At 37.4% G+C, this 22,479-nt stretch carries 23 protein-coding genes and 1 pseudogene; 5 read left to right on the top strand and 19 right to left on the bottom strand.

Annotated features, from left to right (window positions below):
- Window positions 1-27: 27 nt before the first annotated feature.
- Entirely contained in the window at window positions 28-447 is a 420-nt protein-coding gene (locus EO766_RS06410; protein ID WP_074420990.1) for a cobalamin B12-binding domain-containing protein, read from the top strand.
- Entirely contained in the window at window positions 448-1,227 is a 780-nt protein-coding gene (locus tag EO766_RS06405) for an enoyl-CoA hydratase/isomerase family protein (RefSeq protein WP_074420989.1), read from the top strand. It abuts the gene before it with no gap.
- 2 nt (window positions 1,228-1,229) lie between these two features.
- Here the strand turns inward: EO766_RS06405 and EO766_RS06400 are convergent, their stop codons facing one another.
- The 3 genes from EO766_RS06400 to EO766_RS06390 form a co-directional block, all read right to left on the bottom strand.
- Window positions 1,230-1,724: a PH domain-containing protein gene (locus tag EO766_RS06400; protein WP_074420988.1), complete on the bottom strand. Its 495-nt coding sequence runs from the start codon at window positions 1,722-1,724 to the stop codon at window positions 1,230-1,232.
- A gap of 48 nt (window positions 1,725-1,772) precedes the next feature.
- Window positions 1,773-2,123, bottom strand: coding sequence for a hypothetical protein (locus EO766_RS06395; protein ID WP_074420987.1), 351 nt, complete (start codon window positions 2,121-2,123; stop codon window positions 1,773-1,775).
- A gap of 118 nt (window positions 2,124-2,241) precedes the next feature.
- Window positions 2,242-2,571, bottom strand: coding sequence for an alpha-L-fucosidase (locus EO766_RS06390; RefSeq protein WP_179855930.1), 330 nt, complete (start codon window positions 2,569-2,571; stop codon window positions 2,242-2,244).
- A 197-nt stretch (window positions 2,572-2,768) separates the two neighbouring features.
- Between EO766_RS06390 and fumC the strand changes: the two genes are divergently transcribed.
- Entirely contained in the window at window positions 2,769-4,163 is a 1,395-nt protein-coding gene (fumC, locus tag EO766_RS06385) for a class II fumarate hydratase (RefSeq protein WP_074420985.1), read from the top strand.
- A 319-nt stretch (window positions 4,164-4,482) separates the two neighbouring features.
- Here the strand turns inward: fumC and EO766_RS06380 are convergent, their stop codons facing one another.
- The 16 genes from EO766_RS06380 to EO766_RS06305 form a co-directional block, all read right to left on the bottom strand.
- Complete coding sequence (locus EO766_RS06380) at window positions 4,483-5,574, bottom strand: efflux RND transporter periplasmic adaptor subunit (protein WP_074420984.1); 1,092 nt, start codon at window positions 5,572-5,574, stop codon at window positions 4,483-4,485.
- Window positions 5,575-5,586: 12 nt separating this feature from the next.
- The gene (locus EO766_RS06375) at window positions 5,587-8,757 is read right to left on the bottom strand and encodes an efflux RND transporter permease subunit (RefSeq protein ID WP_074420983.1); all 3,171 of its coding nucleotides are present in this window, start codon (window positions 8,755-8,757) and stop codon (window positions 5,587-5,589) included.
- Between the two features lie 9 nt (window positions 8,758-8,766).
- The gene (locus tag EO766_RS06370; RefSeq protein ID WP_074420982.1) at window positions 8,767-10,137 is read right to left on the bottom strand and encodes a TolC family protein; all 1,371 of its coding nucleotides are present in this window, start codon (window positions 10,135-10,137) and stop codon (window positions 8,767-8,769) included.
- Window positions 10,138-10,165: 28 nt separating this feature from the next.
- Window positions 10,166-10,939 carry a sulfite exporter TauE/SafE family protein gene (locus EO766_RS06365; protein WP_074419547.1) on the bottom strand — a complete coding sequence of 258 codons (774 nt, stop codon included), beginning with the start codon at window positions 10,937-10,939 and terminating at the stop codon, window positions 10,166-10,168.
- Entirely contained in the window at window positions 10,930-11,364 is a 435-nt protein-coding gene (locus EO766_RS06360) for a DoxX family protein (protein WP_074419556.1), read from the bottom strand. Before EO766_RS06360 ends, EO766_RS06365 begins: the two co-directional genes overlap by 10 nt.
- A 16-nt stretch (window positions 11,365-11,380) precedes the next feature.
- On the bottom strand, window positions 11,381-12,874 hold the full coding sequence (locus EO766_RS06355) for a multicopper oxidase family protein (protein WP_074419548.1): 1,494 nt from the start codon (window positions 12,872-12,874) through the stop codon (window positions 11,381-11,383).
- Window positions 12,875-13,065: 191 nt separating this feature from the next.
- Entirely contained in the window at window positions 13,066-13,884 is an 819-nt protein-coding gene (locus tag EO766_RS06350; RefSeq protein WP_074419549.1) for an AraC family transcriptional regulator, read from the bottom strand.
- Window positions 13,885-14,104: 220 nt separating this feature from the next.
- Window positions 14,105-14,425, bottom strand: a complete 321-nt coding sequence (locus EO766_RS06345) for a hypothetical protein (RefSeq protein ID WP_074419550.1) — start codon at window positions 14,423-14,425, stop codon at window positions 14,105-14,107.
- Window positions 14,426-14,577: 152 nt separating this feature from the next.
- Window positions 14,578-14,886 (bottom strand): DUF6973 domain-containing protein, encoded by a 309-nt coding sequence (locus tag EO766_RS06340; RefSeq protein ID WP_074419551.1) that lies wholly within the window; start codon window positions 14,884-14,886, stop codon window positions 14,578-14,580.
- Window positions 14,887-14,994: 108 nt separating this feature from the next.
- Window positions 14,995-15,240 (bottom strand): hypothetical protein, encoded by a 246-nt coding sequence (locus tag EO766_RS06335; protein ID WP_143439157.1) that lies wholly within the window; start codon window positions 15,238-15,240, stop codon window positions 14,995-14,997.
- A 25-nt stretch (window positions 15,241-15,265) separates the two neighbouring features.
- A complete protein-coding gene (locus EO766_RS06330; protein WP_074419553.1) occupies window positions 15,266-15,835 on the bottom strand; it encodes a hypothetical protein in 570 nt (189 codons plus the stop codon).
- Between the two features lies 1 nt (window position 15,836).
- Entirely contained in the window at window positions 15,837-16,760 is a 924-nt protein-coding gene (locus EO766_RS06325) for a hypothetical protein (protein ID WP_081298691.1), read from the bottom strand.
- A gap of 148 nt (window positions 16,761-16,908) precedes the next feature.
- A complete protein-coding gene (locus EO766_RS06320; protein ID WP_074419555.1) occupies window positions 16,909-17,331 on the bottom strand; it encodes a hypothetical protein in 423 nt (140 codons plus the stop codon).
- A 62-nt stretch (window positions 17,332-17,393) separates the two neighbouring features.
- On the bottom strand, window positions 17,394-18,959 hold the full coding sequence (locus tag EO766_RS06315; RefSeq protein WP_287100808.1) for a hypothetical protein: 1,566 nt from the start codon (window positions 18,957-18,959) through the stop codon (window positions 17,394-17,396).
- 299 nt (window positions 18,960-19,258) lie between these two features.
- Complete coding sequence (locus EO766_RS06310) at window positions 19,259-20,614, bottom strand: Y-family DNA polymerase (RefSeq protein WP_081301249.1); 1,356 nt, start codon at window positions 20,612-20,614, stop codon at window positions 19,259-19,261.
- 121 nt (window positions 20,615-20,735) lie between these two features.
- Entirely contained in the window at window positions 20,736-21,314 is a 579-nt protein-coding gene (locus EO766_RS06305) for a hypothetical protein (RefSeq protein ID WP_074419596.1), read from the bottom strand.
- Between the two features lie 74 nt (window positions 21,315-21,388).
- Between EO766_RS06305 and EO766_RS06300 the strand changes: the two genes are divergently transcribed.
- Window positions 21,389-21,889 carry a LexA family protein gene (locus EO766_RS06300; protein ID WP_074419597.1) on the top strand — a complete coding sequence of 167 codons (501 nt, stop codon included), beginning with the start codon at window positions 21,389-21,391 and terminating at the stop codon, window positions 21,887-21,889.
- A gap of 164 nt (window positions 21,890-22,053) precedes the next feature.
- A pseudogene (locus tag EO766_RS06295) lies at window positions 22,054-22,479 on the top strand (PA0069 family radical SAM protein); the annotation flags it as partial.

Genomic DNA, 22,479 nt, shown 5'->3' with positions numbered 1-22,479 from the left:
TTTGCCAACACAATTCAATACGATTGCATGACAACAGTAATGAACAGGCCCATTAGGGTATTAGTAGCAAAAGTGGGGTTAGATGGACACGACAGGGGTGCCAAAATTATTGCCACTGCCCTTCGGGATGCCGGGATGGAAGTAATTTATACCGGATTGCGACAAACACCTGAAATGGTTGTAAATGCTGCTTTACAGGAAGATGTAGATGCCATTGGGGTTAGTATATTAAGTGGCGCACACATGACAGTTTTTCCCCGTATACTAGAATTGATGAAAGAAAAACAAATGCATGATGTTTTACTAACAGGCGGCGGCATTATTCCCGATGATGATATGAAAACACTACAACAATTAGGCGTTGGCAAATTGTTTGCACCGGGTACACCTGTTAGCGACATTGCCAATTATATTCAGGAGTGGACCATTGAACACCGAAAATTTTAAATGATGTATACTAGTATTTTAACCGAATTAAACAACCACATATTTACCATTACTATTAACCGGCCCGATAAGTTGAATGCCTTAAACAAAGCTGTTTTCGACGATTTGAATAAGGCATTGGATGAAGTGTATACCAACGATGAAATTTTATCTGCAGTCATTACTGGTACAGGTACCAAAGCATTTGTAGCCGGCGCCGATATTACTGAATTTAAAGGCCTGTCTGTTGAAGAGGGAAAAGCATTGGCTAAAGCCGGACAAGATACTTTTTTCCGTATTGAGAACTGCCCAAAGCCCATTATTGCCGCCGTCAATGGATTTGCGTTAGGTGGTGGTTGTGAGTTAGCCATGAGCTGCCATTTTAGGGTAGCATCTAATAATGCCAAATTTGGCCAGCCTGAAGTAAATTTAGGTTTAATACCCGGCTATGGTGGCACACAACGCTTGGTACAATTAATTGGTAAAGGCCGTGCCATTGAATTATTAATCAGCGGTAATATGATTGATGCCAAAACTGCTTTGCAGTATGGCATAGTAAATCATGTTTTTGAACCCGAACAATTATTACCGGAAACTTACAAGCTGCTAGCCAACATCAATACCAAAGCACCTTTGGCCATTGGCGCCTGCATTAGTGCCGTAAATGCCGCTTTTGATGAAGCCAGAGATGGTTATGCGGTAGAAATTGATGCTTTTGGCTTTTGCTTTGCAACCGATGATATGCAGGAAGGAACCCAAGCTTTCATTGAAAAAAGGAAACCTGTATTCAGCGGAAAATAAATTTATAACATAAAGGGGAATAAATCATCCGGTATTTGGTACGCAGCAATATTTTTTAAATACGGCAAATTTTTTGCACCGGTTACTACTACTGAAACCTCTGTAGCACTACAATTGGGGAAGCAAACCATACGCCAGTGCCCAACAGTGGTAATAGCAATAGATTGCTGAACCTCACCATGCAAACTAACGGTAATGATAAGGCTACTTATGGCCTGGCCGCTTGTTATGTCTTCTTCCAATACCATACAATTCAGCATAATTGGTTCTTTAAAAACATAGTTGTATCCCAGATATCTTCTTTTCACAGATTTTTTGTTCAGATGCACCGTATTAACCACCGCATTAACTTTCAGGAGTTCTGTTTTAAAAGCCTTATCAAGCATTGCTTTAAAACCTATTAAAGCTGCTGAATCGGGTGAACTAAACCGCCCTTGCCGGTTGGGTGGCACATTGAGTAATAAATTAGCACCCCTGCCAATACTTTTTGCATACAAACCAAACAATTACTGTGGCGTTTTTACCAAACTATCTTCATTGGCATGCTAAAACCAACCCGGCCTGATACTAACATCACACGCTGCAGGTATACAACAACAACCATTGTAATTACCCGATTGTAAAGTATCTGGAAGAGGTGCACCTATGCCACGGGTAAATCCGGCGGTATCTAAAATATTCCAATTTGTAGTTCCTGCAATACCTTTTTCATTGCCCACCCACCGAATATCTGGACCAATATCACTAAAAATGAGAGTTTCAGGTGAATGTTGACGTACCGTTTTTTGAAAAAACGGCCAATCATACATTTGTTTTTCCCCATTAGGCCCTTCCCCATTGGCACCATCCCACCACAATTCAGTTATATGCCCATAATTTGTAAAAATTTCTTTCAAATATTTACAAATACAGTATTATATGCCGGGGTGCCATATTGAGGATGGTTCCTATCCCAAGGCGATAAATACACCCCAAACTTTAAACTTTTTGCTTTACAGGCTTCAGCACAGGCTTTTAAAACATCTCCCCTACCATTTTGCCATTTACTTTGGGCCACCGTATGTGTACTGAATTTACTGGCCATAAACAAAAACCATCATGGTGTCTGGCCATAAGTATAATGCCTTTAGCACCCACCGCTTTGGCAATACGTGCCCATTGATTACAATCTAATGCTGTTGGGTTAAAAACACTTTCCGGCTCATCACCCAAACCCCATTCTTTATTGGAAAATGTATTGGTACCAAAATGAACAAACAGGTAAAACGACTGATCCTGCCATACCAATTGCGCTTTTGAAGGTAGTGGTAATATTTGTAAACCATTTGCACCGGTTTGTGACATGCCAAATGTTGAAAAAACAAATAAAAAAAGGAATAAGTATATTTTAAACATAATACATTTTTCATTTTGCAATACTAATATTACTACAATATCTTCCATGCTTCAACAAATCCTACATTTTTAAACCCAAATAAAACTTAGTCATAACTTTGCGCCGTCTTCAAAAAGTTATTTTATTATCCTAAAAAATATACAGCATGGAATACAGAATTGAAAAAGATACCATGGGCGAGGTAAAAGTACCCGCACATGTATACTGGGGTGCACAAACAGAAAGAAGCGTAGAAAATTTTAATATTGCAAGAGATATTAATCAAATGCCCAAACCTATTATTCAGGCATTTGCTTATTTAAAAAAGGCTGCTGCTTTGGCCAACTTTGAGTTGGGTGTTCTACCGGAAGAGAAATGCACCGCCATTAGTGCTGTTTGTGATGAAATTTTAGACGGAAAATTAGATGACCAGTTTCCGTTGGTAGTATGGCAAACCGGCAGCGGCACACAAAGCAATATGAATGTAAATGAAGTAATTGCCTACCGAGCACATGTATTAAAAGGCGGACAATTAACCGATAAAGAGAAGTTTTTACACCCGAACGATGACGTGAATAAATCACAATCATCTAACGATACCTTTCCAACAGCCATGCACATTGCAGCTTATAAAATGTTGATAGAAACGACTATCCCCGGTATCACCAAACTGAGAGATACTTTAGCTGAAAAAAGTAAGGCATTTATGCATGTGGTTAAAATTGGCCGTACCCATTTTATGGATGCAACGCCATTAACCTTAGGACAGGAATTTAGTGGCTATGTAGCACAACTTACACATGGTTTAAAAGCCATTCAAAACAGCTTATCGCATTTAAGTGAACTGGCTTTAGGCGGTACTGCTGTGGGCACCGGTATTAATACCCCCAAAGGATATGATGTATTGGTGGCAAAAAAAATAGCGAAATTAACCGGTTTACCTTTTGTTACTGCACAAAATAAATTTGAAGCCTTAGCAGCCCATGATGCGATTGTTGAAGCACATGGTGCTTTAAAAACGGTAGCAGTTAGCTTAATGAAAATTGCCAATGATATACGCATGTTGTCATCCGGCCCACGGAGTGGCATTGGCGAAATTCATATTCCCGACAATGAACCCGGTTCTTCTATCATGCCCGGGAAAGTGAACCCAACCCAATGTGAGGCTTTAACCATGATTGCTGCACAGGTAATGGGGAATGATGTGGCCATTAATATTGGCGGAGCTACCGGTCATTTTGAATTGAATGTATTTAAACCCATGATGGTATACAATTTTTTACACAGTGCCCGTTTAATTGGCGAAGGCTGTGTAAGTTTTAATGACAAATGCGCCATCGGCATTGAGCCTATTGAAGCCAATATTAAAAAGCATGTAGACAATTCATTAATGCTGGTTACTGCTTTAAACACCAAAATTGGCTATTACAAAGCCGCTGAAATTGCGCAAAAAGCACATAAAGAAGGCACTACTTTAAAAGAAATGGCGGTAAAATTAGGCTATGTTACTCCTGAGCAGTTTGATGAATGGGTTGTACCGGCTAATATGGTAGGTTTATAGTTTTGAATGGCAATTAACATGTATTAAATAATACATTACTCATTTTAACAAAAACAGAAACGTCTATTTATTTGGCAATTTGTAGAACTCTATAAACGAATGAAATGAATACATTATTCAAACATCTATTTTTTCTAAACAAACACTAAATCATTATTTATAACGCGTTGTGCTATTACGCTCTGAAAATCATACTGGACTTAGGTTTCAATAAACTTGGCTCAACAACCATTAGTTATACATAGTTTACTAAAACACCATTAGGCAATGAGTTTCAAACGAAAACATATTTTAATAGCACAACACGTTATGTATATTTTTATTGAAATTTTGGGTTCAGGTTAATTCCTGTATTTATTTGATCTGTTCCGTTAACTAATAAAGTATCACCTTCCGATAAGTTACCGAAAATTTCCGTTTTATTTTCCACAGAAATCCCATTGCGAACTTCCACCCATTCTGTTTTCCCATCTTTCAACTGGATAACAAAACGTTTTTCCTGATTGGTTACAATTGCAGTAGAAGGTACCATAAAAGAAGGTGTTGACCTGTAAAATGTTAAGATAGCATTTGCAAACATGCCTGGTTTTAATTGATTTTCTTTGTTTACATAAAGAAATTCCCAGATTTCCGTTCTATTAGTAAGATTTAAAGCACCTGATTTTCTGGATAGTTTAGCCTTGAATAAAACATCTGGATAAGCATCGACTGTAAACTTAACAGAAGCGCCTTCTACGTTAGCTGAGACATAAGCCTCCGGTACGGGCAAGCGTAAACGAAGGATACTATTATTTTCTACTATCAAAATAGGATTGGTATTTCCTGTTCCCACCAATGTGCCGGGATCAACATTTCGTTGGGTTACTATACCGTTGAAGGGAGCACGAATTATCAGGTAATTTTTTAATTGTGCATAAGCATTAAGCCTGTATTTTGCAGCTTCTAATGTCGCACTATCTGCCAACATCTGACTTTTGATTCTTTCTATTTCCCCTGCTGCAATTGTACCCTCTACTTTTGCTGCATTCAAGGTACGATTGTATGCATCCAAACTTCCCATATATTTTGACCGTGCTGTTTGAACATCAGAATGATTTTGTGCATAATTGGCAATTATTTCAGGTGCTTCCAAAACCGCTAAAACTTGTCCTTCCTGAACCCAATCTCCAATATCTACTTTCAGGGTTTTAATATAACCGGGTACTTTAGTATATATTTCGGCCTTCTCTAATGGAAGAAATTCGCCGGGGAAGGAAACTTCCTTGTTGAAGGTTTCTTTTTTCAAAATAAAAGCTGCAACTGAATCTGTTATAGCTGTTGGCATTTGTAATCTGTTTTCTTTGTTTTTACAACCCATTGCAAGTGCAAAAGTTGCAATGGTAAAAATCAATATGCCTTTAATATTTTTCATGCTAATGTTGGTTTATAAAGATGAATTATTTGTATTGCCTGCTTCATAGTAAATACTATTTTCGTCTTCGGGGTCAAACGAAAGGTTTTTGTAAGGTTGATTCCCAACTACATAAGAATATATCATTGGTAAGAATATGAGTGTACTAACAGCAGAGAATATCAAACCTCCTATTACTGCTATTGCCAAAGGGGCAGACTGATCGCCACCTTCTCCTATACCCAAAGACATAGGTATCATCCCGGCAATCATAGCAATATTTGTCATTAATATAGGTCGCAAGCGGTTAAACGTAGCACTGAGAGTAAAGCCGGATGAAAAATCTCGTTTACGATGGAGTTCTGCATTTGTAACAAACAAAATTGCGTTGGCTACTGCTACACCAACAGCCATAATAGTACCCATATAGGATTGTATGTTTAATGTTTTTCCAGTTAACAATAACAACAATATAGATCCCGCTACTACTGTAGGTATGATGGAAAGAATAGTAAGTGAAAGTTTAAATGACTGAAAGTTTACTGCTAACATTAAAAAAATCACTATAATAGCAATCAATAACCCCGATTGTAGTTCACTCATGGTTTCATGGAGTAATTCTGATTGGCCCCTTACCATTATTTTTACACCTTGTGGAAGCTGACTTAAAGAGGCTATTTTAACATTTACTTCTTTAAGGGCTGTACCTAAGTCTTTATTATTAATATTGGCAGTAATAGTAATGAAGCGTTGCTGATTAATGCGGTCATATTCACCTGGCGTAGTAATTCTTTGCATAGAGGCAGCATCTCTTAAATAAACAGGGTTACCAATATTGCCCGAAACAGGTACCAGTCCCAGTTGTTCATTACTGTTTATTTTGTATTGCGGGTATTCTATCTGCACCTGATAAGCTATCCCCGAACTTTTATCTAACCAATAATTGGGTTGCGTAAATCGGCTTGATGAAGTGGCTGCCACTGTTGATTTGCTGATTTGATCAACAGTTAACCCTAATTGGCCTGCTTTCACTCTATCAATGTCTATTTTAATTTCTGGGTAATCTAATGGTGTTGCAATTTGAACATCTCTTAAATAAGTAATACTTTTCAATTTATTGTTTAATTTTTCCGCAATTACTCTTGATTGAGAAAGATCTCTGCCCAATACTGCAATTTCAATTGGGTTACTGGAACCTAAGTTTAAAACTTGCTCTACTAAATCACCTGGCTCAAAAGATATTGTTGCATCAGGAAGTGATTGGTGCACTGCTTCTCTCATTTGTTCTTTAAAATTTTCAATACCAATACCTGCCTCTTTATTAAGGTTGATTTTAATTACAGATTCCTGCGGGCCGCTTGTCCATAAGTAAACAAGGTTAATTGGAAAACTAGAAGGTTGTGTGCCAATAAAAGCAGAACTAGCTGCTATATTCCCTTTCGTTATACTATCTGCTAAATGCAAAAGTTTTTGTGTAGCACTTTCAGTTCGTTCTATTCGGGTTCCGGTTGGCATTCTCAACCTAACTTGTGCCTGCCCTGCATCTACTTTTGGAAATATATCCGTACCTATTAATGAAAATAAGATTACTACTAAAACCATTGAACCTAAAACATAAGCCATGGATTTCCATTTTGCTCCTTTAATAAATTGTTCCAGCCAAACAATATACTTATGGCGAAATATTTCAAAGCGAGTTTCTTTGTGGCTGCCTGAATGATTAAACTGATTGCCTTTTAATATCCAATTTGAGAATACGGGAATAATTGTATTTGAAATAAGAAATGAGGAAATCATCGCAAAGCCAACTGACAACGACAAAGGAAGGAACATTCCTTCGGGAACCCCACTCATAAAAAGGGATGGTACAAATACTGAAAGAATGCAAAGCAGGATTAGCAGTTTGGGAATAAAAATTTCCCTGCAACCATCAAGAATAGCTTTACCTTTAGATTTACCCATCTCCAAATGCCGATGAATATTTTCAATTGTCACCGTTCCCTCATCCACCAGAATACCAACAGCTAACGCCAACCCTCCCAACGTCATTATATTGATAGTTTGACCAAACAAGTTCAACAATATAATCGCTGACAAAATTGACATCGGAATAGTTAACACAACAATTAAGGCACTTCTTTGGTCGCCTAAAAAAAGTAATACCATCAACCCTGTTAGTATGGCTCCAAGAGCACCTTCAAATGAAAGACTCTTTACTGAGTTGATTACATAACCAGACTGGTCAAATTCATAAGCCACTTTAATATCGCTGGGTACTGCTGCCTGCATATCTGGCAGAGCCGCTTTTACTCTTTGAACCACATCCCAGGTAGAAGCGTCTGAGCGTTTGGTAACAGGGATGTAAACGGAACGTTTGCCATTTACCAAAGCATAACTTGTAGTTATATCTGAACCAATATTTACACTGGAAATATCCCGAATGTAAACAGTTGGCCCTGCGCCTATCCTAATGGGCACATTTGCCAATTCCTGCACATTATTGACAACTGCATTCTGAGACGTAATTAAAGTTTTGTCTCCCTCTCTTATATTACCAGCAGGTGTAATGCTATTTGCTTTTGCTAATGCCTGAACTATCTCATCAGGTGAAAGATTATATTCCCTTACTTTATTTGGATCAACATTTACTATAACTGTTTTCTGATTGCCACCAAAAGGAGGTGGGGCAGATACTCCCGGAAGCGTAGCAAACATAGGCCGTACCCTGAAAAGTGCAAGATCAGATATCTCACCTAATGTTCTGGTTTTAGAAGTAAAGACCAATTCTCCAACCGGCACACTTCCCGCATCAAAACGGGTAATAAATGGCGGCACGGTTCCAGGTGGCATGAAGGCTTTTGCCCTATTTACATAACCTACCACTTCTGCCATTGCCTGGCTCATATCAGTGCCTTCATTAAATTGTATTTTAATGAGCGCTGCTCCCTGAATAGATTTCGATTCTACAAACTTAACACCGGTTACGTATAAAAAATGATATTCGTAATAAGAAGTAACAAAACCTTCCATTTGTTCTGGTGATAATCCGCCATAAGGTTGAGCCACATAAACAGTTGGCAATCCTAACTGAGGGAAAATATCGACCCTCATTTTTTTAATAGCCAAATATGAAAAAAACAGGATAGCTAATATAACTACTACAATAGTAACGGGTTTTTGCAATGCTCCTTTTAGTAAATTCATAATTTGTTTTTAGTTAGCCTGATTGATAAATAAGTTAATGTCTCCATTCACGGCTGCTTTATATAAGAAAGCTTTCCAAACGCTCATGTATGAAAGCTTATAATCTATTTCTGCCTTTATCAAAGCATATTGGGCCTGCATAAAATCTGAAATTGTAGCAAGGCCAGACTTGTAACGGGATTGCATAGAATTGTATGAAAACCTGGCAGATTCTAAAAACAAAGGGCTTTCTTTTGCAATGGCAAATGCACTATTGAGCGAAGTATCTGCCAATGCATTTTGTTTTTTCAATTGCAATTGAATTTCGTTAAGTTTTTCCTGATTTGATTGTATCAGAAAGTTCTGTTGCTGCAACTGTGGTCGAATTCTTGCAGATTGTAAAAGGGGTAAGCTTATCTGTAAACCTATACCGTAATTTATACTTTGAAAGCCCAGGCCTTCTGCAGCTTTTACCGTACCATTGTATGCAACACCAGAACCTCTTGCATAAAGTGTAGTCCATATGCCCAAGGTTGGCATAGTAGTTTTTGAAAGTACCTTCTTACGGGCAAAACCGATAGCAATATTGGAGTTGTATAAATGAATCAGTGGATTTTTAACTGAATCGGCACTAAAATTTGTTACAGGAAGTTTGGAAAAGAAAAAAGTATCGGCAACAGTAACATAATTATCTGTTGCAAGTAGCTGAGTTAAATAGATGAGGGTTTGTTCTTTATATTTTTGACTGTTCAGTAATTCAACTTTTGATTTTGAATTTTCGGCCTTGAATAATTCGGTATCAACACCAGGCCTTATACCATTTACAACAAGCGATCGAACTGCCTGTAGATTTACCTCTGTTCTTTGTAAATTATTCTGATACACTTTTACCAACTCTGCAGCCGTTATTACATCAAGATAGGCATAGATTACTTTTATTTTGTGTTGAAATATTTCATTTTCGGCATCAGCATTGGCGTATTGCAAGCCCGCTTTAGCAAAATCAATCTGAGCTTTTCGCTGACCGAATGTGATGGGCTGCCAATTAAGCAAAAGACTTGTAGCACTGCCAAATACACCATTCATATTATTCGAGGAAGATGGCGGCCCACTGATAGGCATAATAAATTGCGGATATGCCATACCGGTAATATTATTGTAAGTGGCATAGTCTACTTGGTAGGATGCATCTATAGAAGGAATCAGAGTATTCTTGCTTATATTTATACCTTCTTGGGTAGCTTTAACATCCAACATTTTCGATTTGAGTAAAGGATAGTTTTTTTCTGCTAATTGCAACAATTGAGGCAGTGTTGTTTGTGGTTGTTGTGCAAACCCTTCAAGGTGCAGCAGCAGTAATAGCAAACAATAACTAATTTTTACACTTTTATATAATTTCATTATTATATATTTAAATTTATTTTAATTATTAAAGAAGCCCTGCACCCAAAGCAATGGCAATAAGAAAAAGCATAATAGCTATTGTTACCTGTATAAACTTTAGGGTAATTTTTTTAAGAATTCTTTTACCAATTAAAGAACCGCTTAATGCAGCAAATGTTGCTGCAAAAACATAACTCAAATTTTCATGGAGGCTGGTTTCTGAAAATCTCGTTGCGTATACAGAAAGCCTTGTGATATCTACAAAAACAGATAAGACTGCCGCAGATGCAATAAATGCTTCTTTTGTTAAGCCTGATTTAATTAAAAAAGCGCTTCTTAATGCTCCCTGAAGGCCGGAAAGTCCGCCAAAAAAACCACTTAGTAAACCACCAATTGGCAGCTTGTTTCTGCTAAACTGGATTGCCTTTAAAGATGGGATAATGTTGAACAGTGCAAAGCCGATAAGTAAACTTGCAATGATTAATTTTACAGGCTTTACCTCAAATATTTTTTCACAAATAGTATAGGAATAAAGGTCAGGAAGATTTGAAATATTCATCAGGAGCCATGCACCTGCTAATGATGCAAGTGTTGCAGGGATACCAAATCGAATCAAAACTGTTTTATCTGCACTTTTACCAACCATTCCTGCAATAAGAATATTATTGAATAAATGAACTATTCCAACTAATGTAATAGCTACCTCTACCGGAAAGAAAATCATAAATACTGGGGTAAGGATAGTACCTAAACCAAACCCGGAAAAAAAAGTAAGTATGGCTACTATAAATGCGGCTACTGATAAAATAATTATTTCCATTTTTGTTTTTCAATTTGTTTATCGATCGACCATTTGCCACCTCCTTTGATGATTAAGAAAATATTTCCCAAAAACATTGACCAGTCTGTACGGCTATCATGCAACATTGACCAGAAGCCATTATTGTGTAAAAGTTCTGCTTTTGTAGTTGCAATTGAAACTAACATGATAATGAGTAAAGGAATAGCTGCCAACCTTGTAAACAGACCTATTAAAACCAGTGTGCCGCAAATTATTTCGAAACTGCCCACAAACGGACCTAAAAAATCAGGATTGGGTAAACCTATTTTTGCGAAACGGCCTGCGCCCAAAGCATCTGCATATAAAAATTTCTGTATCCCTTCCGAAAGAAATACTGTTCCCACCATTAACCTGATAATAATTGTAGTTGTTGCATTATCTGAATGAATGATTTTATAAAACATAATTATAAAATTTATTTTATTTGTAATTAAACAAACACATAAAACCAAAATCCATATGAAGTTGCATATGGCAATGCATTAAAGTTAATCCCGGATTATCTGCTGTAAAATCAAGATGCATTTCTTGAAAACCACCAAACATAACAACATCTTTTATAATACCTGTTGTTGACTTACCTCCAATTCTTGTAATCTCGAAACTATGCCGGTGTAGATGCATCGGATGAATATCATCTGAAGCATTTCGCATGTGCAAACGATACCGCTTCCCTTGTTGCAGATGAAACGTAGGCGACATATCCATCATGTTAAAAGCAACACCGTTTATAGTCCATCTATTAAACCCATTTTCAGCAGCATTTTGTTTAGCAAACAACAAATTTATTACCTCATCAGGCGGACTTACTATTCCACGATCATTCCCAAAAATTGTATAATCCCATTTAAATGGTGCCGGTGTTTTCCATTGTGGTTTCCCTGTATGGTTTGCATATTCTATCACAATACCCATACCGTTACTTCTGTCATCATCAGACAAATCGCCCATAACCCATATACCAGGATTTCTCATCTCTACAATTGCAGATATTCGCTCAGCGGTACCCAGCCATAACACAGGAACTTGTCGTTGATTTGGTACCGGGTTCCCGTCCAAAGCCACCACTTTAAAACTATGACCTGGCAATGCAAGGCTTCTGATTTCAGTGGCACTCCCATTAAGTATATGGAATAGTACTCTTTCGCCCTCCTTAACACGAATAGGCTCACCATGACCGAGCTGATGGCCATTGATAGTAAAAATATTATACCCAACTTCATACCCTTTTGTTTTAATTGGAGATTTCTTTTCGGCTTTTTCCTGTATGGCTGCTAAATTGGGAATTGATTCACCAGTGAGGAAATCCATAGCCATATCGCCGCCCCGCATAAAGTAAGGCTCAAACTCCTTAAGTATAATAAATGCTTCACGATCATAATTGCCAGGTTCATTTTTTGGTTCAATATAAACAGGGCCCACCTGCCCGGAGTATTGCCCGACATTTACATTAGCTCCAGCTACCAAGTGCGTATGATAAAACCTAAAACCGGCTGGCTTAGGTACAAAAACTTCACGGCGCATCCCATGAGCAGGGATATAAGGGGTGCCTTCTTCTGCAGCTCCATCAACATCAGTAGGCAAAAACTGCCCATGCCAATGCAATTGTTCAGGTGTATCAGTATCATTATAAATATCTACTATTGCCTTTTGCCCTTCTTTAAAGCGCAATAAAGGACCCGGAAACTCTCCATTGTATGTAGTTGTAGAAATAATATGCTGTGTGCCTACCTCTACCAAACCTGTGCCGATATGAATTGTATAATCTGCTTTTTCATCCTGTAGTGTTACATCCTTTGCTACTGACGAGAATTTGTGGATATTAGGTTCACTATGCACTAAACTACTCATTGGCAAATTACTTGCAATGGGTATTGCTAACCCGGCTGATTTAATAAATTTTCTACGATCCATAACTTAATTTTTTAAATTAGTCAAGCCATCTAAGAAATGAATTGCTTACCGCATACAATACAAGTAAAATAAATATTTTAAAGTATTGTTCATTATGATTTTTAGGGTGTGAAAAACAATATATCACTTAACAAAGATGGTACATGAAATTAATTAAGCATGGTATATTTGAAAATACTGTGGCACTGGGGTTACTGGCTTCGAAAAGTCTGTGGGGTATACCCAGTATAACGTTTGAAATATTTAACGAAATGAGAAGGGTCGTTAAAGTCTAAGGCAAAGGAGATTTCAGAAACGGTATTATCGGTATAAATTAATAAGCGTTTAGCTTCACTGATTATGAGTTCTGCAAGCACTTCTGCTGCGGACTGATTTACAGCTTTGCGGCAGACTGCATTAAGGTTTTGCGGTGTAGTATTTAACAAGCCTGCATAGTATGCTACATTGTTTTTTATTTCCTTGTTTTGCGAGAGTAGTTCCATGAATGATTGAAAGATATCTGCCTTTACTTTCACGTTATTAATAAGTGGCTTAGCCACTTCTAATATTTTTGCTAACAGGGCTTTTAGCAGTCCTTCCACAACAGGAAATCGGTTTTCATTTGTTGTATCGTTTTCTTTGGTGAGCAACTGAAAGAGTTGATTAATGGTGCTGGTATCTTTTACCTGCAAACTAGAAAAACTGCTTACTTTAGTCAATAATGCTTTCAGTTCTACATCAAGGCTCTTATCTATAAAACCTTTTTTTAAAATTAATACATACCCTTCAGGTACCGTGCGTAAGTCCCAATAATGCACCTGTTCCTTGCGCACAAAGAAGATAACGGGTGGCTGTACTTTGTATTTGGTATAATCAATAGCATGCGTGCCGCTACCTTTTGAAAGGTAAATGATTTCAAAATAATTATTGTGTTTATGTGGTTCAGTTTTCCTAATCTCCTTCTTAAACAGTGTGATCTTAATTAACTTGTCTGTTTCACTTTTATCTTTTATGTTGATTTGAAATGTCATAAATAATTATTATAATTTGGCTATCATTGTCTATCACTCAGCAATGACCAAAAAATTGAAAAAAATAATACCCCCCGATTTTCAATTACTACAATAAAGTAACAAAAAGATAACTCCATAATCAATAAATACCCGGATAATTTACCGGTTTCGTTCAACAGGCGGCTTCATAGTTAGCGCTTAGCACACAACGAAGCCTTAGTTGTTGTAGGCAGTACTGTCAATACGTTCTACAATTGAAAGTCAAATTACCCGCAGCAGCTTTATAACGCTTGAAATTAATGATAACCGTATCACCATACCAGTCCATTTTTAACAATGTGTCAATCTTTCCACCTTCCAATCTGATGTTATTTATAACAAACGGATTATCACTATATCCCCTGATTGATATTTCCAATAAAGTTGGATGCAGCAATTTAGATTGAAAATAAAATGATGTATCCTTTAAGTTGCACAAACGAAACGTCGTAAATTCATATTGTTTACATCCATAATTTAATGCAATTATTGTAAAACCTATAGGAATAAGCTTCTTCATATAATTTATTAATTTGTTGGAACTAATTGTGTAACTCCAGGTATTATCTGACTATTTGCATCTAATGGGTCAAGTCTTCGCAGTTCACCGTTTTGGACTTTTTGCATAAGGTTGATTACTAATGTTTCTTTAAAAAAATGTCCTACTTGACCTTAAGTTTGTAAGTAAACAAATTGGTCTCTCCCAACTTGATTGTTAAACAAGTCCATTTGAATTTCCAGTAAAGGGTTATTAGGTATAAGTTCATGTGCATCCCCTAGTTGCTTAGCTAAAGCAACTCTTAAAACTTTTGCATTCAACCCACTGAACAATGCGTGTCTAAATGCGTCCCCATTTCCATTGTGTACAGAGTTTTGATACAAGTCCTGTGCTTTATCTAATGCATATTTGGCATTATACAAATATTGCAATTGATTTATTCTTGACAAGTTATCAAAAATTTGCAATTCCTGTGTTGACATTTGATTGCGATAATCATTTTCAAATTGAAGGATTTCAAATGTTTCAGGATAATTTGAAGGATCAAAATCGGGATCATATCCCCCACCGCCACCCCCGCCCGTCCACCACTAACTCCAATCAGGTTCAGTGGGGCCGCCACCAATTATTCCTCCACCCGGATTCCAGGGAAAATAAGGATAACCTGTTCCATAATCCCACCAATTGCCATTGGTATTTCCGGTGCCACCAACACCATCTATAATATTATCCTTGGGTGTTGCACAATTACAACTTCCCCTTCCTGTGGGTGGAGTGGTGGGCAGTTGCTGATTGAAAATATGGACTGTGATTTTTCTCGTTTGCCTAGATTGCATAAATACTTTTTTTGTAGGCAGTACTTTACCACCTTTCAATTTCTAAAACTTTAATATTTTTCCACTTGCCGTTTTGTTTGTTAAATAAATACACCTTAGTATATCCTGCCTTTGATGATTCAGAAATTGTTAAAGTAATAATTGCTCTGTCATTTGAAACGAAAGGTCTGTAAAATCTTATCTTACCAACCATTTTACTACAACGGTTTTTGTTTATTTGTTCAACAGTAAATAAGTTAAATCTTCCTGTCTTTTTTAACTTTGTTAACTCTATTTTATCTATACTCAAGTCTGCTCCGTCCAAAAAGAGTTTTTCAAAATCAGTTATTTTTTCACTGCGTAACATATTTTGAATTGACGAGGAAAGTTCAGTAGGCATACCTAAAGTCGTATCAATTTCTATACAGAGATTTTCTAACTTAAGTTCATTTAATGTATCGTTGGGGATTTGAATTAAACGCCCTGTTCTATATGCAGCCGTATCGACCAACTGCAAAAAATTGTCATTTACCAATTCGTAAAAGGTTTCCTTGGAACTCACTTTGCAACCGATGATGCAGAGTATAAAAATGACTAAAATTAGAATCATTCTCATATTAAAAGTATTGACTAAATTTAAGGACTACGGTACCTGCATTATCATCATCAACAATAACGTTAAAAGCATCTCTTTCGAAACCGTAACCAAAATCATAGACGCCTTCGCTAATGTTATTTTGTGTTGTTCCGAGGTGTATATATTCATGCAATATTGTTACAGCTAACAAAAAAGCAGTAGCTTCCTGTGTACTTTGCAAGTATGCTTGTTCAAGCCCACGTACATAGCTTGCCCTAATGTGGAGAGTTTTATTACCATTATTTTTATTGTAAAAACCGAATCTACCAGTCATTTCTTCAACTTTGATAGTTGGTCCTTGTCCAATGGTTAAATGATTCAGAATTTTTTGTTTACTAAAGCCTGAATACGTTTGTAATGCATTTAAAACCTTTGGATTATTTTTTACGAACGTTTTTAGATTCTTTACCATATCAGTAAATCTCGGGTAATTAGTTTCATAATTATCGGCTGGGTCAAATTGAAAATCAGGTTCGTTTAATGGGTCAGGGTCATTGAAACTAGTTCCATCGTCACCTATGAAAGTCCACGTAAATGGCGGCACAGCATAGTCGTTGTAAGATGGGATGTAAGAACCGCCACCCCCACCCGTCCACCACCAACTCCAATCGGGTTCAGTGGGGCCGCCACCAATTATTCCTCCACCCGGATTCCAGGGAAAATAAGGATACCCCGTTCCATAATCCCACCAATTACCATTAGTATTTCCGGTGCCACCAACACCATCTATAATATTATCCTTGGGTGTTGTACAATTACAACTTCCACCACCTGTACAATCAATAATGATGGTTAAAGTTACAGAGTAACTTTCTGTAATGTATATTGTATTCCCATCAAGGGTAACTTCTAATGAATACGAAATCGTAACTTCTATGCTCATTTCACAACTAACACTCGCCATTGTTCCATTCAATGATTGCGTGCTATTGTTCTTTGGAACATAAAATGCTATATCACTAAGGCAGCTTTTAACAATGTTGAACTTAGTGTATCCCTCTGAAAATATATATATTTAAATGAAATATAATATTTATATAATATAAATTTTTCTAATCAAACCAAATCCTGTCTATTAAAAAAAAAGGCTTTTTATTAAAAAATGGTAAATCGGAAATCAATACAGCACGAATACAAATTATTTTGCCCTTGTTTTGTTCTTCATACAACACATTATATATACAATAATCATTGTCTTTATATGGCAAATAGAGTAAATTATTGCTTCCTAACGGAATAAAAGAAATAGCAGTTTTATAATCTTTTGAATGAATAACTTTTTTTGATTCTAATTTCTTCAAGATATTTTTTTGAGAAATTTTCCCTAACGAATAATAAATTGCTTTAAAATAAATAGTATCATTTTTTTTTAAATGTTTATAAAAAATTGCAGTATCTAACTTTATATCACTTACACATTGCCCCATGGTATAAACTGAAATTAAGAAACCAATTATAATAAAGATAAACTTCATAAATAATTATTTTAATATAAATAAACAGGAAGTTGACTGTAGTATTCAACTCTACGTTAAAATTATTTACTTTTTCTTATCATTGTAACAATGTAATCATTCAATCCACTTGCATAATCAGTTTGTGATTTCCCTTTGATAAGTCCAGTTAATTCATTATAGTAAAGTTTATTTTCTGGATTAGCTCCTTGATTAGGATTTCCAGAGGCATTATCAAAAAAAGTGAAATATTTACCTTTAGAATCTGAACCTGCACCGATTATTACTACAAAATGATCTGTTGTATTATCAGTATTTGGATTAGAGGATCCTGGTTTATCATCAACACCTACTATAACAGGTATTCCTCTTTGAAGTGCTGACAATAAATACCCAACACCGTTTTTGGCTGCACTAATATTTACGCCATTTGCTGCTGTATAAATTTGAATAGTTTGACCTGGATCTGAATAATTTGAAATTTTATACCCCATTTTAGAAATTTGTGCTTTTGCATAATCCATACAATTTCTTCTTATACCTGGTGTACCCCACCCAACGAATTCACTTACAGGTATAACATTTGAAATAGTGGGCCAACTTTGCGAATTAGGATCATATTCAATATATGGCGTATTATCATAATCGCCTTGTGTATTGTTATCTTCATCGCCCGAATAATTATCAAAAACTGTTTTAAAATCATAATTTGATGCACCCCCACCCGTCCACCACCAACTCCAATCGGGTTCAGTGGGGCCGCCACCAATTATTCCTCCACCCGGATTCCAGGGAAAATAAGGATACCCCGTTCCATAATCCCACCAATTACCATTAGTATTTCCGGTGCCACCAACACCATCTATAATATTATCCTTGGGTGTTGTACAATTACAACTTCCACCACCTGTACAATCAATAATGATGGTTAAAGTTACAGAGTAACTTTCTGTAATGTATATTGTATTCCCATCAAGGGTAACTTCTAATGAATACGAAATCGTAACTTCTATGCTCATTTCACAACCACCACCCACCATTGTTCCGTTCAATGATTGCGTGCTATTGGCGCTGTTATTCCTTGTAGCATGAAATGCTATCTCCACATTTTTTATTTTGCCCGATACAGGTGATTCAATAGTAATTCCATCCCGATTATTTACCGTTTGCTCAAAATAACCAAAAACTGCCTGCGTATTTAATAAATTATTTTTTGCAATTGAAGTTTTTGGTCTGATTGCATTTAATGAATCCCGATTATACAACCGGTAAGTATATAAACTATCATTGTGTTTATAAGCCACTATGTATGACTGTATGGTATTAGTATTTTGCGCTTGTAATGGTATAAAAAATATGCCCTGACTGCCTTCGGTTTTATTACTTTGCGTGTATTTTACAGTGTTACCTGTTGCATTAACCCCATAAGTAGATAATTGATTACCTGAGTTAGAATGATTGCTGCTATATATTACTTTGTCCCATCTCGGTATCCCATTTTTCCTTACAAACGCAGGTAAAAAATGAAACATACTATCCTGCCTTCTAATATCGGCAGCTAATTTTTTTATGGCAATGTCCGCTGTAGTATTGGTATTAAAAAACTGTTGTTGTAATTGCGCATAATTGGGGCTTTTTATATTGGGCAAACTGTCATATTTGCGGCAACCAAACAAAAAACTAACCATGATAAAAAGAATAAAAAAGCAAAAAATTGTTACAGCATTTGTTTCGCAATTGCTGCGGGGGGGGTAATTAATTTTTTCATAGTAAATTGATTTTAGCTATGTTAAAAATAATTAAATTTTAATAGAAATAAAATTATTTTTATGTTTTTTTAAGTTTTTTCTACCCAATAACCAACCTTTATCCGGGCAACTACGAAGCAGTATGGGACTCCTACACTATGAAATGAATGGATGTTCCATAGGTTCCGACGGTTGTAGCTTTAGCGTACCTCTGGCAATTCTTTCCAGCGGGAGGTATAGCGGGGGCTGCGCAGTTCCTGGCGCATTTTCCAATTGCGGCCGGTGGAACCGGCCGCAAAATGCAACACATCATTGCGCATGCTAACATTAATATTATCCATCACCTCCATTAATCGCTCATTGGCATTGGGGCTTTTAGGCACAAACAAATTTCCCTGTGGGGCACCGGCAGGTGTAATACCGCTCAGCAACACCCCTGCCTTTTTGTATATTTTACCGGTTTGATACAGTTGTGCAGCTAATTGCAGAGCGGGTTTTATCAACTCATGGGTATTGGCAGTAGCATTCGGCAATACAATAAAAGCACTTACCGAAGGACCATGCCTAAAATGGGCACCCGGTAACTGCTCAGTCTTATATACCATAAATACAGTAATAACCGATGCCACACTTTTTTGTCGGCGCAACTTTTCGGCAGAACGGGCTATATAAGTTGCTACCGCCTCTTTTACCTGCTGCAATGCAGTAACAGGCGTACCAAACATGCGGGTAGTAGCAATCATTTTTTTGGTAACCAATTCATCGCCCAGTCCAATAGCCGGCTCGCCATTTAGTTCTTTTAATAACCGTGCGCCCACAACCCCACCTAACTGTTTGCGTACCCAATTTTCGGGCATAAGGCTTAGTTGCAGCGCATCATAAATACCAAAACTGTTCAACTTTTCGGCATAACGGCGACCAATACCCCAAATTTCGCCTACCGGCGTTTGTGCCAGTGCCTGCTGTATAGCCTGTGGCGTATCTAATACGTACACACATCGGGTGCTCTGTTTGTTTTTTTTGGCTATATGGTTGGCCATTTTACTCAGCACTTTAGTAGGGGCAATACCCACCGATACCGAAATGCCCGTCCACCGCTCTACGGTTTGCCGTATATGCAGGGCCAACGCTGTATAATCCGTAGCCCCAAAACCCGATAAGGCTAAAAAAGCCTCATCTACCGAATACACTTCCGTATTTTGTTCACCCACCAAAAAGCGTAGGGTATCCATTACCCGCTTACTCATATCGCCATATAAATTGTAGTTAGATGAAAAAGTGGTTACCCCATATTGTTCAATCAATGGTTTGGCTTTAAAATAAGGGCCGGCCATTTCTACCCCCAGCCGCTTAGCTTCATCGGTTCTACTAATAATACAACCATCGTTATTGCTAAGCACTACTACAGGCCGGTTCCATAAATCGGGCCGAAACAAACGTTCGCAACTGCAATAAAAACTATTGCAATCAACAATGGCATACCATGTATGAATGCTTTTTAAATTATTGGCTGCCGAAGTTTCAGGCATTACATTATTGGCTTGTATTGTATTCATACCACAATAAAAACAAACGGAATAATAAAATAAACAAACACCCGATGCCCATTGCCCGGAACGATGAAGTGATTGCGACGCAACAGGCGATGCCACGAAGTACCACCGCCGGTACCATAAATTATAACAAATGAAATTTACATAGCGGTACCTGATTGCCGTAATTGGGTTTGTATTTTAATAAAACCCATTCTGTTGCCGTAAAAGTGGCATAAAACACCTGTTGCGCATAATGGGTTATGGCTTTGTGATACACATTGGGTGGCAAGGCTGCAGCAAGAGGTATATTGGGACGCTGCATAATTTGCATCTGCGGAAAGCCATTATCCAAAATATAATTGGCTATGGGCTGTAATGCCTGTACCCATTGCCCAAAAGCCATATACTCTTGCAGCCGCACATACACGCTATGTTCAGGCATACCACTGTAATTGTTAAAGGTTAAGGGCAACGACTGCTGTATGCCTGCAATACGATGCAGGTAACGCAACAATGTGTCTTCTAAAGCTTCATCGGCTTTAAAACTCGCCATGGTTAAACGGGGCGTACTGCATACATATCCATATTGCGCCGTAAAAAACGCCTGCTGCTGCAACAGCATCTGGGTAATACAATCAGGTAATACAACACACAAACTGTACTGATACACCGTTTGTTGAAGGGTGCCCACAGGGGCTACAGGTAAATGAACGACATCCATAAAACAAATTTTTTTATACCAACAAATTTAGCATAAAATTGCTAAATAATTTAGTTAACTGCAAAATATATTTTATGATAGATAATATAGCGTACACACCTGCCTACCGGGGCAGTAAAGACTTTACCCAACACCAGGTACCTACTGCCAATGCCAATGGTCTTAGCGCTGCAGCCGATGATTATATGGAACGGGGTATTGACCTGAATGAACAACTGATTATGAACAAACCGGCTACCTTTTTTTTCCGTATGAACGGTGATGCCATGACGGAGGCCGGCATTCATAGTGGCGATGTATTAATTGTTGACCGAAGCGTTGCTATAGCCTCAGGTAAAATAATTGCAGCCGTGGTGAACGGTGAGCTATTGGTGCGGAGGCTGCAGTTAAACTTTAACCATGCTACCTTACTGGCCGAAAACAGTCGTTACGCCTCTATTGAAATTACCGAATTTAGTGAGCAGTACATATGGGGTGTAGTTACCTGCGTTATTCATATTTTAGAAAAGGGGTTATTATCGGGTGGCACTGTTGGCAAAACAAACAGCAATAACAAAAAAGGCATTCATTATTAATATTGTAGCCGGCTACTGCTTTACCATGTAGCTGTTGTTGCGTCGCACACTTGTACGGCAACAATACAAGGCAGCAGATACTACTACCAACGGTTATCCATTTACGTAAAAAACTGCAGTAACCTGAAATTAAATTTATATATTTACCTATACAAAAAAGCACCATGAACACTAACCCCAACCAACAACCAGTACCGGCACAAAAAGAGGCAGCTATGCAATACCTGAAAGGCAGGGGTGCTCAAATTAATACGCCCAACCATTTTTTACAAAATAATACAGAAAAATTACATGTTGAGGCCATAGACGATTGGGAAATAACCCGCAGCGCTACGCAATATATTATCACAAAAGCCACCGGCATTGTAAACAAAGTAGATAGTCCCGATGTGGGTATGTGGTACAGTATGAATCCGTATCAGGGTTGCGAACATGGCTGTATTTACTGCTATGCCCGTAATGTGCATGAATATTGGGGCTACAGCGCAGGTATTGATTTTGAAAGTAAAATATTGGTGAAACAAAATGCCCCCGAACTGTTACGCAAATTTTTAATGAAACCCGGTTGGCAATGCCAGCCCATTTCACTC

The organism is Hydrotalea sp. AMD (assembly GCF_004100315.1).
GTDB classification, from domain to species: domain Bacteria; phylum Bacteroidota; class Bacteroidia; order Chitinophagales; family Chitinophagaceae; genus Hydrotalea; species Hydrotalea flava.
The sequence above is the reverse complement of the archived record's forward strand: the minus strand, read 5'-3'. Positions and strand labels throughout refer to the sequence as shown.